This is a genomic window from Synechococcus sp. WH 5701 (assembly GCF_000153045.1).
Classification (GTDB): Bacteria; Cyanobacteriota; Cyanobacteriia; order PCC-6307; family Cyanobiaceae; genus Regnicoccus_A; species Regnicoccus_A antarcticus.
Genome location: NZ_CH724159.1, coordinates 471951 through 485613 on the forward strand (window position 1 = coordinate 471951; position 13663 = coordinate 485613).

The 13663-nt window shown below is 65.8% G+C and carries 14 protein-coding genes and 1 pseudogene; 5 read left to right on the plus strand and 10 right to left on the minus strand.

Annotation, left to right across the window (positions count from 1 at the left end; translation table 11 throughout):
* Positions 1 to 83 precede the first annotated feature (83 nt).
* Positions 84 to 350, plus strand: coding sequence for a hypothetical protein (locus WH5701_RS03315; RefSeq protein ID WP_006170514.1), 267 nt, complete (start codon positions 84 to 86; stop codon positions 348 to 350).
* 34 nt (positions 351 to 384) lie between these two features.
* Here the strand turns inward: WH5701_RS03315 and lipA are convergent, their stop codons facing one another.
* A complete protein-coding gene (gene lipA, locus WH5701_RS03320) occupies positions 385 to 1287 on the minus strand; it encodes a lipoyl synthase (protein ID WP_037980171.1) in 903 nt (300 codons plus the stop codon).
* A 17-nt stretch (positions 1288 to 1304) separates the two neighbouring features.
* On the minus strand, positions 1305 to 1874 hold the full coding sequence (recR, locus tag WH5701_RS03325; RefSeq protein ID WP_037979512.1) for a recombination mediator RecR: 570 nt from the start codon (positions 1872 to 1874) through the stop codon (positions 1305 to 1307).
* 124 nt (positions 1875 to 1998) lie between these two features.
* Here recR and psbP point away from each other — a divergent pair, with 124 nt between their 5' ends.
* Both psbP and WH5701_RS03335 read left to right on the plus strand, forming a co-directional pair.
* Positions 1999 to 2583: a photosystem II reaction center PsbP gene (psbP, locus tag WH5701_RS03330; RefSeq protein WP_006170517.1), complete on the plus strand. Its 585-nt coding sequence runs from the start codon at positions 1999 to 2001 to the stop codon at positions 2581 to 2583.
* 12 nt (positions 2584 to 2595) lie between these two features.
* On the plus strand, positions 2596 to 3774 hold the full coding sequence (locus tag WH5701_RS03335) for an FAD-dependent oxidoreductase (RefSeq protein ID WP_232201837.1): 1179 nt from the start codon (positions 2596 to 2598) through the stop codon (positions 3772 to 3774).
* Between the two features lie 7 nt (positions 3775 to 3781).
* On the opposite strand, the gene WH5701_RS03340 is transcribed toward WH5701_RS03335, so the two are convergent.
* The 4 genes and pseudogenes from WH5701_RS03340 to WH5701_RS17445 all read right to left on the minus strand — a co-directional run bounded on the left by WH5701_RS03340 (position 3782) and on the right by WH5701_RS17445 (position 7756).
* On the minus strand, positions 3782 to 4651 hold the full coding sequence (locus WH5701_RS03340; RefSeq protein ID WP_156776515.1) for an LCP family protein: 870 nt from the start codon (positions 4649 to 4651) through the stop codon (positions 3782 to 3784).
* A 265-nt stretch (positions 4652 to 4916) separates the two neighbouring features.
* Entirely contained in the window at positions 4917 to 5558 is a 642-nt protein-coding gene (locus tag WH5701_RS03345; protein WP_006170520.1) for a ParB/Srx family N-terminal domain-containing protein, read from the minus strand.
* Positions 5559 to 5618: 60 nt separating this feature from the next.
* Positions 5619 to 7415 carry an ABC transporter ATP-binding protein gene (locus WH5701_RS03350; protein ID WP_006170521.1) on the minus strand — a complete coding sequence of 599 codons (1797 nt, stop codon included), beginning with the start codon at positions 7413 to 7415 and terminating at the stop codon, positions 5619 to 5621.
* 42 nt (positions 7416 to 7457) lie between these two features.
* Positions 7458 to 7756: pseudogene (locus WH5701_RS17445) on the minus strand (RNA recognition motif domain-containing protein).
* A gap of 218 nt (positions 7757 to 7974) precedes the next feature.
* On the opposite strand from WH5701_RS17445, the gene WH5701_RS03355 reads away from it, so the two are divergent.
* Positions 7975 to 8175 carry a hypothetical protein gene (locus WH5701_RS03355; protein WP_006170523.1) on the plus strand — a complete coding sequence of 67 codons (201 nt, stop codon included), beginning with the start codon at positions 7975 to 7977 and terminating at the stop codon, positions 8173 to 8175.
* A 32-nt stretch (positions 8176 to 8207) separates the two neighbouring features.
* Here the strand turns inward: WH5701_RS03355 and WH5701_RS03360 are convergent, their stop codons facing one another.
* The 4 genes from WH5701_RS03360 to WH5701_RS03375 form a co-directional block, all read right to left on the minus strand.
* Complete coding sequence (locus WH5701_RS03360) at positions 8208 to 8567, minus strand: hypothetical protein (protein WP_006170524.1); 360 nt, start codon at positions 8565 to 8567, stop codon at positions 8208 to 8210.
* Positions 8568 to 8608: 41 nt separating this feature from the next.
* A complete protein-coding gene (locus WH5701_RS03365; RefSeq protein WP_006170525.1) occupies positions 8609 to 10546 on the minus strand; it encodes a DEAD/DEAH box helicase in 1938 nt (645 codons plus the stop codon).
* A 174-nt stretch (positions 10547 to 10720) separates the two neighbouring features.
* Positions 10721 to 11086, minus strand: a complete 366-nt coding sequence (locus WH5701_RS03370) for a phosphomannose isomerase type II C-terminal cupin domain (protein ID WP_006170526.1) — start codon at positions 11084 to 11086, stop codon at positions 10721 to 10723.
* 6 nt (positions 11087 to 11092) lie between these two features.
* Positions 11093 to 11314, minus strand: a complete 222-nt coding sequence (locus WH5701_RS03375) for a hypothetical protein (protein ID WP_006170527.1) — start codon at positions 11312 to 11314, stop codon at positions 11093 to 11095.
* A gap of 169 nt (positions 11315 to 11483) precedes the next feature.
* On the opposite strand from WH5701_RS03375, the gene WH5701_RS03380 reads away from it, so the two are divergent.
* Positions 11484 to 13652 (plus strand): glutamine synthetase III, encoded by a 2169-nt coding sequence (locus WH5701_RS03380; RefSeq protein WP_006170528.1) that lies wholly within the window; start codon positions 11484 to 11486, stop codon positions 13650 to 13652.
* Positions 13653 to 13663 lie beyond the last annotated feature (11 nt).

The window sequence follows — 13663 nt, forward strand, 5'->3', positions numbered from 1 at the left end:
ATGGTCGCCCTCATGAGACCCGCAACTGGCTGAGGGGCGTCAGGCCACCCATGGCAATGTGGTGTTCCGGTTTTCCCAGTCCGATGCTTTCCAGGTCATGTCAGATCACGGCGGCCTCCAGCCTGGCTGTGATCGCCCTGACCGCTGCAGCCCAGCTCTGGATTCGCTCTGCAGAGCACAGGTTGCACTGGAGTTGCCTGCTCTATGCCTCCGGGGAGAGTCCTGTTGTCGTCACGAAATCGATTCAGACGGTTTTACCAGGATTCAAGGCCAAGGGCGGGAAGGAGTCGGTGAGTGGTGAACGCCTCTACCGGCTCTGTTCCACCGTGCTCGATTCGGTGGCCTGGTAGCCCAGCAGGCCGAAGTTCCGGGGATCGCGGGAACTCAATCGCCGGCCGCGTGATAGCTGCTGCGCACCAGGGGGCCACTGCGCACCTGCTGGAACCCGAGCTCGCGGGCGATCGCACCGAGGCGCTCGAACTCGGCGGGTTCCCAGTAGCGGGCCACCGGCAGGTGGGCGAGGGAGGGGCGCATGTACTGGCCAAGGGTGAGGCGCTGACAGTTGGCCCGTCGCAGGTCCTCCATGGCCTCCACCACGTCCTGCTCGGTTTCCCCCAGGCCCAGCATCAACCCTGATTTGGTGGGGATTTCCGGGGCCAGCTCCCGGGCCGCCGCCAGCAGGCCCAGCGAGCGTTCATAGGTGGCGCCACGCCGGACCTGGCCCTGAAGGCGTCGCACGGTTTCGAGGTTGTGGTTGAAGCAGACGGGACCGGCGGCCAGCACGGAGGCGAGCCGCTGGCGCTGCGCGGCTTCTGCCTGGGTCTGATTGCTGTGGCCGCCCCAGAAATCAGGGGTGAGCACCTCAATGGCGATCAGGGGGTTGCGGCGCCGGATGGCGGTCATGGTGCCGGTGAACAGCACGGCGCCGTGGTCGGCCAGATCGTCGCGGGCCACGGCGGTGAGCACCACATAGCGCAGGGCCAGCTGCTCCACAGCCTTCGCCACCCGCTCCGCTTCCTGGGCCTCGAAGGGTGCGGGCGGGCGGCCCTTCTCCACCTGACAGAAGGCGCAGCTGCGGGTGCAGACCGGTCCGCCCAGCAGAAAGGTGGCGGTGCCAGCGGCGTAGCACTCCCCTCGGTTGGGGCAGCGTCCCTCTTCGCAGATGGTGTGCAGCCGCTGCCCCTTGACCACGGCCTGCACCGTTTCCAGGGCCGAGGCACTGCCGATCGGGCGGCGCAACCAGGAGGGAAGCCGCTCGGCAGGGGCGATGGCGCTGTAACGGCTGATCGGGCGAACCATGGCGCTCACTCCATCCGGCGGCGGCCCTCGAGAGCCCGCGCCAGGGTGACTTCATCGGCGTACTCCAGCTCGCTGCCCACCGGCAGCCCGTAGGCGATGCGGCTCACCAGGCAGAACGGCCGCAGCAGCCGGGCCAGGTAGAGGCTGGTGGTGTCCCCTTCCACGCTCGGTGGCAGGGCCAGGATCACCTCCGTCATCGTCTCCTGATCCACCCGGTTCACCAGGGGTTGGATCTGCAGCAGTTCAGGTCCGATGCCATCCATCGGTGAGATCAGTCCGCCCAGCACGTGGTAACTCCCCTTGTATTCGCGGGTGCGCTCCAGGGCCAGGAGGTCACGGGAGTCGGCCACCACACAGAGCTGGCCATTGCGCCGTTCTTCATTCCGGCAGATGTCACAGAGCCGATCGGCTGAAAGGTGGAAGCAGCGGCTGCACTGACCCACCTGGCGGCGGGCGGCGATCAGGGCATCAGCGAAGGCCTGCACCTGTTCCTCGGGCTGGCGCAGCAGGTGCAGGGCCAGGCGCTGGGCGGTGCGCGGACCGATCCCAGGCAGGCGCTCGAACTGATCGATCAGCCGCGCCAGGGGCCTGGTGAAGCCGCTCAGGAATCCGCCGCAAGTGGAGCCAATCTAGGAGCGAGGCCACCGGCAACAATGGTGCCGGTGTGATCTCCCACCCCTCCCGCTTGTTCGTTACCCCATGGCGCAGCGCCCTTCGTTCCCCTGGTTTCTCTCGGCACGCCGGGGCCTGCTCGGTCTGCTGCTGGGCAGCCTGTTGCTGTTGGGCGGCCTGAGCGGTTGCAGCGCGGCGGCGGCCGGGCTGAATTCCTTTCAGAGTCCGGACGGGCGCTATGCCTTTCTCTATCCCACCGGCTGGACCCGGGTGGCGGTGAGCAACGGCCCCCAGGTGGTCTTCCACGATCTGATCAACAGCGATGAGACTCTCAGCCTGGTGATCTCGGAGGTGAACGCCACCAATGAATTGGAATCCCTTGGCAGTGCCGTGGCGGTGGGCGAGAAGCTGGGCCGCATCGTGATCGCCCCCCAGGGCAGCGGCCGTGAGGCTGAGCTGGTGGAGGCAGGCGAGCGTGAGGACGGCGGTCACACGTTCTATGACCTGGAATATGCGGTTCACCTCTCCGACCGCGATCGCCACGAGCTGGCCACTGTGGTGGTCGACCGCGGCCGCCTCTACACCCTGGCGGCAAGCACCAATGAATTGCGCTGGCCGAAGGTGAAGGACCTGTTCCGGAATGTGATCACCTCCTTCACTCTGCAGATCTGACGCTTGGCTGATGTGCTGGTCATCGGCGCCGGCCTGGCCGGTTCCCTGGCGGCTCTGGCCCTGGCCGAGCGCGGCGCAGGGGTGGAGCTGCTGGATCCGGGCCAGGGGTTTTCAGCCACCGGCCTGAGCTATGGCGGCGTGCCCTGGTGGGCCGGGCACCCTGGGCCCCTCGACTCGCTCATGGCCACAGCCCCGGCGGCCTGGCGGCAGCTGGAGCAGCGCCACGGTCCCCTGGGCTGGAGCCCTTGCTCCCTGCGGCTGCACTGGAGCGAAGCTGAAGCAGCAGGAGCAGACGATCAGGTGTTCCGCGACCGTGCTTCGGCGTCTTGCGGCAGCTCATCGCTCGACCAGACCCTGGCCCTGGTCGAGTCTCTGGCGCGCCGCCATCTGGGGCCTGATCAGGTGGAGAGACTCGATGCCTCGCCTGCCTCGGGGGTGCGGCGGGTGCTGCGGCTGGGCTACGGCCGCATCGACAGTCGCCAGCTGTCTCTGGCCCTGCCACTGGCCCTGGAGCGGGCCGGGGTGCGGCGGCGACGCGGCCGTTGCGGCCCCCTGCGGGCCGGGGCCCTGCCCGCCCAGCAGGTGGTGCTGGCTGCCGGGGCCGGCTGCCGTGCCCTCTGGCCGGCTTTGCCCGATCGCCTGCGGGTGAGCTGGGCCGGAGTGCTGCGGCTCGATGATGGTCCGCTCAGCCGCGAGCTGCTGAACAGTTCCGCTCTCACCCAGCCCAACGACATCCTCATGCCGCTCGTCGCCCAGCGCCAGGGTCTCGAGCAACGGGCGGATCAGTTGGAGCGGCCGGAGTGGATCGTCGATGCGGGCCTGGCCCCCTGGGGTGAGGGCCTGCTGCTGGGGCAGAGCAGCCTGATCAGGCCGGGCACCAGCTGTGGCGCCCCACCCCAGACCGCTGCTCTGGAGCTGGAGCTGCGGCGGGCCTTGGGGCGGATTGATCCCCGCCTTGAGCAGGTGCCGGCCTGCTTTGAGCAGGTGCCCGTGAGCTTCTGCAGCAGTGGCCCACCTCTGGTGGGTCCAGTGGCTGGGGCGCCTGGCCTCTGGCTGTTCGCCGGGCTGAGCAGCCCATTCGCCCTGGCGCCTGCCCTGGCCGAGCTATTGGCAGAAGCACTCAGCGGCGAGCCGCGGGCCCTGGAGAGGCTGCCGGGGGCCACAACAGAGGCCAGTCCTGGCTGGGGTTGAGCCTCACTCAGAAGAGGAAGCGCTGGCGGTTGTCGCCATCGATCGTCGTGGCATTGATGGCTTCCACGTCACGGGGGGGCCAGTCGGCCTCCCAGTAGCTGATGCCGTTGAGATCGAAGGGCCGGCCGCTCAGGCGCTCTGCATCAAAGCGGGTGGTGGCCATGGCCGTGATCAGGCCGCCGATTTCCATCGGCCCCAGATCCGTTTTCAGGTCCTGGCCGGCCGCTCCGATCAGGCTGGGCAGCCGCACCAGGTTCTCAGGGCGCGTCAGTTTGCTGAACAGGGCGGTCAGGACCAGTTTCTGACGGTCGATCCGGCCGATGTCACCCTCCTCATCATGGCGCCAGCGCAGGAATCCCTCCAGATCGCGGCCCTTGAGGGTCTGCAGGCCCGGCTGCAGGTCGATGTAGAGGCCCTGGCTGTTGTCGACGTAATACATGCGCTTGGGCACGTTCACCTCGACACCGCCAAGCACATCGCCCATGCGGCGGATCGCCCCCAGATTCACGAGCAGGTGGTGGTCGATCGGACGGCCCAGCCGCTCCGAGAGCTCCTGCTTGACCGCATCGGCTCCGCCATAGGCATAGAGGGCGTTGGCCTTGATGCCCCCGTAGCGGGCCGAGTCGATGTAGGTGTCTCTGGGCACCTGGGTGACATGGGTGACGCCGTTCTCGATGCGGATCGAAAACATCACATCAGTGTTGCCCCCACCCACGTCGGTGCCGAGCACCAGCACATCGCGGCCATTGGCCCCCCAGGCGGCGAAGGGATTGCTGAGTTGGCCGGTGAGCTTGGCGGTCTGGGAGGCCCAGTCCTGGGGCAGCAACGAAGCCAGGGGACCGGAGAGGGCCAGACCTCCTCCCAGACCCATCAGCATCGCCAGAAAAATGGGAAGGGGGCGGGATCCTTGGCTGGAGGTCATCGGAACCTGGGGAGGTTGGCTCTTCAAGACCACAGCGCCGCAACTGTCGTGAAGACGACGGGAAGCCGGGTGGGGTCGTGGCCTGAAGAGCTGGGCATGAGCTTTTGTGACAGGGGGAGGGGTTTGGCCCTTTGTCACCTTCATTAACCTTATTTCATCCGGACCAATCGGCTCTCCTCCACCCAGGGGCAGTTTGTTCCAGTTCCCTGGCTGGACCCACTCAGCTGGCGGGCGGTCCTCCCAGGCCCACCTGGCCGCGCACCAGCCGGCGGGCCTCGGGCAGGGCGGGGCTGAGGTCCATGGAGCCGAAGGCGGGCAGATTCTGGTGACGCAACCAGCTGCCCCAGTGGAACTCCAGGAAAGGCACCTGCGGCTGGGCGCGGATCAGACCCTCCTGCTTCAGTTTCCAGACCAGGCTGCGGAAGGGGTCATCCTCCAGACCACCCAGGTCCATCGGCAGCCGCTCGGGCGGGAGGGGGCCCCGGCCTTCGCCATCACGCAGGTAGAGCCAACCGCGGCGGTTCAGTTCCTCCAGGCAGTGGGCGCGGCTGGCTCCCACCAGTTCCAGCACCACCGAGCAGAAGGCCGTGGCGCTGGAATCCACCTCCATCAGGGCCCGCAACCGGTGGTGACGGTCGATCATCCAGTGCTCCCCGGCACTGCTCACCGCCACCGGTACCGGCCGGGTGCGCAGGTAGCGGCGACGCTCGGCCGCCGTTTCCCTGGCGAAATCACTGGCCCTGGAGCGCACCTCCGCCAGTCCCAGGCAGAGCTGGGTGGGCTGCAGCCTGCTGATGGGCAGCTCCAGCAGCTCCTGCCGGGCCAGGGGCGGCAGCTCAAAGGGACCGGATGTCTGGGCCATGGGCGAGGGGCCGCCGCCGCTGGGGACCTGGTGGAATCACATGACCCCATGCTGGTGCATTCAGGCCAGGAGCGCCTCGTCCTCGCGCAGGCCGGCCTGAACCCGCCAGAGCCGGGCGTAGGCGCCGCCGCGGCGCAACAGTTCGTCATGGCAGCCCTGCTCGACGATCCGGCCCTGTTCCATCACCACGATCCGATCGGCGTGACGCACGGTGCTGAGCCGGTGGGCGATCACCAGGGTGGTGCGCTCGGCGGTGATCAGCTCCAGTGAGCGCTGGATCGCTGCCTCCGTTTCATTGTCGACAGCGGCCGTGGCTTCATCGAGGATCAGCACTGGTGGATTCTTGAGAATCGCCCGGGCCAGGGCAATACGTTGGCGTTGGCCACCTGAGAGCCGCTGCCCCCGTTCCCCTACCACGGTGTCGTATCCCTGGGGAAGCGCTTCGATGAAGCCACTGGCTTCGGCCAGGGATGCGGCTCGTGCAATCGCGGCCGGGCTGGCGGCAAAACTTCCGTAGGCGATGTTCTCGCCCACGCTTCCGTGAAAGAGGTACACGTCCTGGCTCACCAGGCCGATGGCATGGCGCAGGTCGCCCAGCTGCAGCTCCTGGATCGGCTGGTCATCCAGCAGGATCTCGCCCTGTTGCACGGCGTAGAGCCGCAGCAGCAGCTTCACCAGGGTGCTTTTGCCGGAGCCGGTGGCACCCACGATGCCCAGTGTGTGACCGGCTGGGACTGCCAGGGAGAAGTCGACCAGCAGGGGCTCCCGGCCGGCGTAGCCGAAACTCACCGAGCGAAACTCGATGGCGCCGCGCACGCCCGCCAGGGGCAGGGGACGCTCACCGCCAGGGATCGCGATCGGTGTATCCAGCAGATCCAGCACCCGGTTGCTCGAGGCCATGGCCCGCTGGTAGTCGTCGAGGGTGCGCCCGAGGGTGGTGAGCGGCCACAGCAGACGCTGAGTGATGAACACCAGGAAGCTGTAGGAGCCCACGGCGATCGTGCCTCGCCAGGCCTGCAGTCCGCCGATGACCAGGATCGCCAGGAAGGCGAAGAGGATGGCGAATCGGATCAGGGGAATGAAAGCAGCTGACAGACGAATGGCCCGCTGGTTGGTGAGTCTGTAGGCCTCACTCTGGCCGCGGATTCGCTCCAGTTCCCAGGACTCGGCGGTATAACTCTTGATCGTGAGCATCCCAGCGAGATTGTTGGAGAGGCTGCTGTTGAGATCTCCAGCCCGTTCACGCACATCGCGGTAGCGAGGAGCCAGCCGCTTCTGGAACAGAATCGAGCCCCAGAGAATCACTGGGATGGGCAGAAAGGCCACGCCGGCCACACCCGGAGAGATGGCCGCCATCACACCACCGACGGCCAGCACGGTGGTGGTCAGCTGCAGCAGTTCGTTGGCGCCATGGTCGAGAAAACGCTCGAGTTGATTGATGTCGTCGTTGAGGATGGCCATCAGCCGGCCGCTGCTTCCGGCCTCGAAGAACGCCATCTCCAGCTCCTGCAGGTGGCCATAGGCCTCCAGCCTGAGCTCGTGCTGCATGGTCTGGGCCAGGTTGCGCCAGAGCACCCCATAGAGGTATTCGAACAGTGATTCGGCGCTCCAGATCACAAAGGAAGCCACCGCCAGGGCCGTGAGCTGGGAGGGGACGGTCCTGAGCCCCAACTCCGCCAGCCAGGAGGTCTGCTGACGCACCACCACATCCACGGCGAGGCCGATCAGCACCGGTGGGGCCAGGTCGAACAGTTTGTTCAGAACCGAGCAGCTCGAGGCCAGCCAGACGAGCCGGCGGTGAGGTCTCAGGGCTTCCAGCAGACGGCTGATCGGGGTGCGCGCTCGCGGGTGGGCCATGACATCAGGCGGCTGGGCATCGGCCGGGAGGGCCAGAGGCCATTAAAGAGGGTGTGGAGCCAGTGCCGGCCTGTTCACCGGTGGCCCGCCGCCACCAAGCTCGCGAGGGCTGGCATTGTTGACATCGAATCATGTGACCCATCCACTCCGCATCCTGGAGATCGTGGATCGCTTTTTGCTCTGAGGCGTCGTCGGTCAGTTCAACGAAAGCGGAGCCGCTGTTGCGGCCGGTTTTGCGATCGAGCGGCAGGCTGCACTGACCGACTTTCACCGTATTGGCAGAAATATTGGCAGAAATATTGGCCGGTAAGAAGGACTGTATGTTTTGAATCGCTGCTCATGATACAGGGCGTGAGGCGGGGAAACGGTGTCCGAACTTCTCCGCTGCGTTCTGAGACACCGTTGAGCGCTTGCGTTGCAGCTTCTTTGGTCTGACCGACAGGCTCTTCAGAGCTTGATGGCGAAGCGTGAAGCGGAGTGGAAGCAAATCCAAGGAACGGAGCCTGCCGGGGAGGGATGACCCAATGTCATGAAACCAAGACGCATTGATCCCGAAGCAATGGTTGCCCCTGTTCCCTGGAGCCTCGACTGGTGTGAGGACGGCGAGCTCGCCCCTCAGGATCGCTTCGATCTCCTGCAGACCCTGGTGCTCTGCGAGACACCGGAGGTTCAAGTCAGCCTGATCACCGCCATCGAGACTCTTTCCTTCCGGCAGGTGAGTGTGCTTCACACCGACGATGTCACCGGGGTGTGTTCCTGAGCCAAGTCTGAGCCAAGCGCCCAGCTCAGAGCTCAGAGGCTGTAGCGGGCCATGGTGCGCTGGCGGCAGGTGCTCTGAGCCACATCAAGACCAGCGCCCTGGTTCACCTGATCCACGAAACAGGAGCAGGCGAAGGAGCCGAGCCCTGGCGGGGGAACCTTTCGTGCCGCCTGGAAGGCAGCACTCACGGTGGCTAGACAGAATTTGCTGACCTGCTCATCCTTCTGAGCAGTGCTGGCGGAGGCCTTGAGCAGAGTCTCGGCCTCCACGCCCCCCGCCAGGGTCAGATCAGTCAGGCCCGCCAGGGCAACGGTGGCCAGACGCAGGATCACTCCGGTGGAGGTGGAGGGAGTGCGCTGGCCTTTGGCCTTGGTGCTGGAGATCAGGGACATGGAGGGGCAAAGAGAACGCCGGATCGGCGTGCTGGGCTGACTCAGGAGTTGTGCCGGGTGATCTGAAGCTCTTTGTTCATCACCCGCAAACGCCGCAGAGCGTTGAAGACATCTTCGGGCATCCCACTGGGAAGATCCACGGTGCTGTGCGTGTCGAAGATCTGGATGCGGCCGATGCTGCGGCCGTTCAGGCCGGCTTCGTTGGCGATAGCCCCGACAATGTTTCCGGGCTTGACCCGGTCCTGCCAGCCCACCTCAATCCGGAACCGTTCCATGTCGGCATCCGGAGGTGTGGAGGCGTCCAGTCGGCTGCCGCCCGTGCGGGAGGGTGAGCGGCGATCACCGCGTCGGTCGTCGTCGCCGCTGCGCTGCCGTTCCCGGCTGGGGGTGGGCTGGCGCCAGGTTTCAGCGCCTTGCACCAGCAAGGGGCGATCGCCCACCGCCAGTTGCAGGGCGGCCAGGGCGAGTTGCTCGGGGGTAGCGCTGATCTCGCTGCCCACCCGCTGCAGGATTTCGCTGAGCAGGGCCAGTTCCTGCTCGTCGGAGCGGGGGGTTCCCACCAGGGCGGTGACGCGTTCGCGCAGGCGATCGAGCCGGCTTTGGTTGATGTCGGCATTGGTAGGCACCTCCATCGGAGTGATGGCTTTACCGACGGCCCGCTCCAGTCCGCCCAGGAAACGGCGCTCCCGCGGGGTGAGGAAGAGGATGGCGTCGCCCTGGCGGCCCGCCCGGCCGGTGCGGCCGATGCGGTGCACGTAGGCCTCGCTGTCGAAGGGGATGTCGTAGTTGATCACCAGGGTGATCCGGTCCACATCCAGCCCCCGGGCGGCCACGTCGGTGGCCACGAGCACGTTCACCTGTCCGCTGCGCAGCCGCTCAACCGTGCGCTCCCGTTGGTTCTGGGGCACATCACCATTCAGTACGGCTACGTCGTAACCCTGTTGTTCCAGGGCTTCGGAGACGGTGAGGGTGATCGCCTTGGTGCGGGCGAAGATAATCACCCCCTCGCTGCTCTCGGCCTCCAGCACTCGCGTGAGGGCCTCCAGTTTCTGGGCGCCATGCACCACCAGGTGACGCTGACGGATGGTGCTGTTTTCAGCACCCTTCTGCTGAATGGTGACCTCAGCCGGGTTTTGCAGGTATTTGCGCGAGAGCCGGCGGATCTCCGAGGGCATGGTGGCGGAGAAGAGCACCACCTGCCGTTGCTGGGGGAGTTGCTCAAGCACCCATTCGACGTCATCGATGAAGCCCATGCGCAGCATCTCGTCGGCTTCATCGAGCACCAGGCAGCGCAGCCCGGAGAGGTCGAGAGTGCCCTGGCGCATATGGTCCATCACCCTCCCCGGGGTGCCCACCACGATCTGCACGCCGCGCTTGAGGCGAACGATCTGGTCGCGGAAATCAGCACCGCCGTAGATCGGCAGCACGCGCACCTGGGGGAGCTTGGCGGCATAGCCGTTGAAGGCTTCAGCCACCTGCAGGGCCAGTTCACGGGTTGGGGTGAGCACCAGGACCTGGGGGGTGCGCTGCTGCGGATCGAGGCGCGCCAGCAGGGGCAGAGCGAAGGCGGCGGTCTTGCCAGTGCCGGTCTGGGCCTGGCCCACCAGGTCGCGGCCGAGCATCAGCTCGGGAATGGCGGCCTTCTGAATGGGAGACGGGTCGCTATAGCCGCAGTCGGCCACGGCGGCGAGAATCTCAGCCCCCAGACCAAACCCGGCGAATGCGCCGGCCGGAGCTTCCTCAGCGGCTTCACCGGGCTGATCGAGCGGGCCGATCAAGGTCGATTCGACGGCAGTGGCTTCTGCCGATGACTGCCCTTCAAGGGCGCTCAGGTCGACACAGCTGGAGAGGGTGCTGGGCTGAATGGAGGGGGTGGTGGTGATGGGATCGCTCGCGATGGGTTGGATGGGGGCTTGGGCGGGATGGGCGCTCAGGTCGATGGAGCACGCAAAGCTCTCGCTAGCGTTGAACTGGGTCACGATGAGTTGATGGGGGCCTTGGCCTGGGAGTTCCTTCAACGCAGGCCGGCAGGTACCCGTATCTCGCGGCCACAGGGCCTGAAAAAAGACTGCCTTGCCCTTAATCAAAGGGTGAGCAATTATCGTAACACCCAGCCCTGAAGCTCCCCATACGGCTGCAGAACAACCGGATGGTCAACCCAGGCGTCCGTAGTCGTCGGCGAAGCGCTCGATGTCGTCGTCGTTGAGGTCGTCGCCCCGTTGCACTTCCACGATCATCAGCCCCTGCTCGCCGGCGCTGGCCCGGTGAACTGCCCTCTTGGGGATGGTCAGGGTGACGCCCGGAGATGCGCTCAGCTGCCCGCCCTCACACTCCAGGACGCCATCGCCTTCGACGACCACCCAGTGTTCGCTGCGGTGGTGATGGCGTTGAAGGCTGATGCGGCTGGAAGGATGCAGCCACAGCCGCTTGATCAGGTAGCCCTTGGCACTGATGAGGATTTCGAACCAGCCCCAGGGGCGTTCGCTGCGGCGCTCGACTTCCCCGCCGGATTCCGCCATCGCAGATCAGTCGAAGGCGGCTGGTTTCCAGGCCTGGGCTCTGACCTGGCTGATTTCAGCGATCTTGTCGTGGGCGTGGAGACGTCGCTGAATCTGATTGCTGCAGCCCTGCCAGGTGGGGGGTGTGGTGCTGGCGTCGAAGCAGGCTTCGCTTCGGTCATCCAGCATCCGGCCCAGAGTCGGCTCCCCTCCCTGGGGTCCCGGCAGCAGGAGGTAATAGCGGATCATGGGGACCGGGCTGGGGACAACTCCAGTCTGTCTCATCGCGGCATGGGCGTCAGCGCCCAAGTGCCCTGCTTTCAGCTCCAGAGCCATGGGCGCCCGGTGCCTCTGTAGCAACGGCTTCATCTCAGGGGTTGCCTGCCGACTTGGATGTCTTCCAGACACATGGTCTGAGATGCCCAGCACCAATCGCCTTGCCGCCATTCAGCGCACCCAGGAGCGCCCCGCGACGGTCACGGCACCCATCGCCTCCCTTGATGAGATCTGGGCCGCTGACGTCTTCAATCTCTCGAAGATGAAGTCGTCCTTGCCCAAGGAGATCTTCAAGTCGGTTCAGAAGACCATCAAGGAGGGAGGCAAGCTCGATGTCAGCGTCGCCAACGTGGTGGCCCAGGCGATGAAGGACTGGGCCGTGAGCCGCGGTGCCCTCTACTACGCCCACGTCTTCTATCCGCTCACCAACTCCACCGCCGAGAAGCACGACGGTTTCATCTCCACCCAGAGCGACGGCTCCGCCATCTGTGAATTCACCGGCAAGGTGCTGGTGCAGGGCGAACCGGACGGCTCCTCCTTCCCCAACGGCGGCATTCGCTCCACCTTCGAGGCCCGTGGCTACACCGCCTGGGACATCACCAGCCCGGCCTTCCTGATGTCGACGCCCAATGGCGTCACCCTCTGCATCCCCACAGTCTTCGTGTCGTGGACCGGGGAGGCCCTCGACAAGAAAACGCCGCTGCTGCGCTCCAACGCGGCCATGAACAAGCAGGCCCAGCGTCTGCTGAAGCTCCTGGGAAACACCGACGTGGCCCCGGTGAACTCCAGCTGTGGCGCTGAGCAGGAGTATTTCCTGGTGGACAGCGCCTTCGTGAGCCTCCGCCCCGACCTGCTGCTCTCGGGCCGCACCCTCTTCGGCAGCCCGTCCCCCAAGGGACAGCAATTCGACGATCACTATTTCGGTGCGATCCCCCAGCGGGTCCAGGTCTTCATGCAGGACGTGGAGTACCAGATGTACCGGCTGGGCATTCCCGCCAAGACTCGCCATAACGAAGTGGCGCCTGGTCAGTTCGAGCTGGCCCCCTTCTTTGAGGCGGCCAACGTGGCCACCGACCACCAGCAGCTGACCATGACGTTGCTGAAGAACACGGCGCGCAAGCACGGCATGAACTGCCTGCTGCACGAGAAGCCCTTCGAGGGTATCAACGGCTCCGGCAAGCACGTGAACTGGTCGGTGGGTAACGCCACCCAGGGCAACCTGCTCGATCCCGGCAGCAGCCCCGAGGAGAACATGCAGTTCCTGCTGTTCTGTGGAGCAGTGATCCGTGGCGTTCATCTCTACGGACCACTGCTGCGTGCCGTGGTGGCCACGGCGGGCAATGATCACCGCCTGGGTGCCAACGAAGCCCCTCCGGCGATCATCTCCGTGTACCTCGGCAGCCAGCTGGAGGAGGTCTACACGATGATCAAGAACGGCAACATCGGCAGCACCGATCACGGTGGCCTGATGCAGCTGGGTGTCGACACCCTGCCGGAGTTCCCCAAGGATCCCGGCGATCGCAACCGCACCTCCCCCTTCGCCTTCACCGGCAACCGCTTCGAATTCAGGGCCGTGGGCTCGAACCAGTCGGTGGCTGGCCCGCTCGTGGCCATGAACACGATGCTGGCCGATTCGCTCCAATACATCTGCAATGAGATGGAGGCCAAGATGGCCGCCGGAGCCAGCCTGGAGGACGCCGCCTCGTCCGTGCTCAAGACGATCATGGAAGAGCATGGCAACGTCGTTTTCGGCGGCGACGGCTACTCCAGCGAGTGGCACCAGATGGCGGTTAACGAGCGGGGTCTTGAGAACCTGCCCACCACTGCCGATGCCCTGCTCGTGCTTGAGCGCGACTCCATCAAGGACCTGTTCTCGCGCATGGGGGTACTCACCCCGGTGGAGCTGCAGAGCCGCTTCGAGGTCTATGCCGAGCAGTACGTGCTGGCGGTGGAAGTGGAGGCCAAGCTGGCCCTGCAGATCGCCCGCACCCAGGTCTATCCCGCGGTGATGGAGTATCTCGGCAGTCTGGCCAATTCCCTGCGCTACCAGGAAGATCTGGGCCTTCCCCCCGATCGTGCCATGGCCGGCCGTATCGCCAGCCTCAACCAGGAGCTCCTGGCCAACTGCACGGCACTGGAGTCGGCCCTGCCGAATCCCCCCCACGGCCCAGTCGCCCACATGCGCCACTGTGCCGACACCCTGCTGCCGCTGATGCACAAGATCCGCGAGGCCGTCGACGGCCTCGAGACCCTGGTGGATGACAACACCTGGCCGCTGCCCACCTACCAGGAGATGCTGTTCGTCCGCTGAACCTGTCCGGC

Excerpts from the sequence above, each read along its gene's own strand:
- WH5701_RS03345 (WP_006170520.1), bottom strand. The coding sequence starts at position 5,558 with ATGGCCCAGACATCCGGTCCCTTTGAGCTGCCGCCCCTGGCCCGGCAG.
- WH5701_RS03350 (WP_006170521.1), bottom strand. The coding sequence starts at position 7,415 with ATGGCCCACCCGCGAGCGCGCACCCCGATCAGCCGTCTGCTGGAAGCC.
- WH5701_RS03355 (WP_006170523.1), top strand. The coding sequence starts at position 7,975 with ATGGTTGCCCCTGTTCCCTGGAGCCTCGACTGGTGTGAGGACGGCGAG.
- WH5701_RS03370 (WP_006170526.1), bottom strand. The coding sequence starts at position 11,086 with ATGGCGGAATCCGGCGGGGAAGTCGAGCGCCGCAGCGAACGCCCCTGG.
- WH5701_RS03315 (WP_006170514.1), top strand. The coding sequence starts at position 84 with ATGCTTTCCAGGTCATGTCAGATCACGGCGGCCTCCAGCCTGGCTGTG.
- WH5701_RS03380 (WP_006170528.1), top strand. The coding sequence starts at position 11,484 with ATGCCCAGCACCAATCGCCTTGCCGCCATTCAGCGCACCCAGGAGCGC.
- WH5701_RS03360 (WP_006170524.1), bottom strand. The coding sequence starts at position 8,567 with ATGTCCCTGATCTCCAGCACCAAGGCCAAAGGCCAGCGCACTCCCTCC.
- WH5701_RS03375 (WP_006170527.1), bottom strand. The coding sequence starts at position 11,314 with ATGATCCGCTATTACCTCCTGCTGCCGGGACCCCAGGGAGGGGAGCCG.
- WH5701_RS03340 (WP_156776515.1), bottom strand. The coding sequence starts at position 4,651 with ATGCTGATGGGTCTGGGAGGAGGTCTGGCCCTCTCCGGTCCCCTGGCT.
- psbP (WP_006170517.1), top strand. The coding sequence starts at position 1,999 with ATGGCGCAGCGCCCTTCGTTCCCCTGGTTTCTCTCGGCACGCCGGGGC.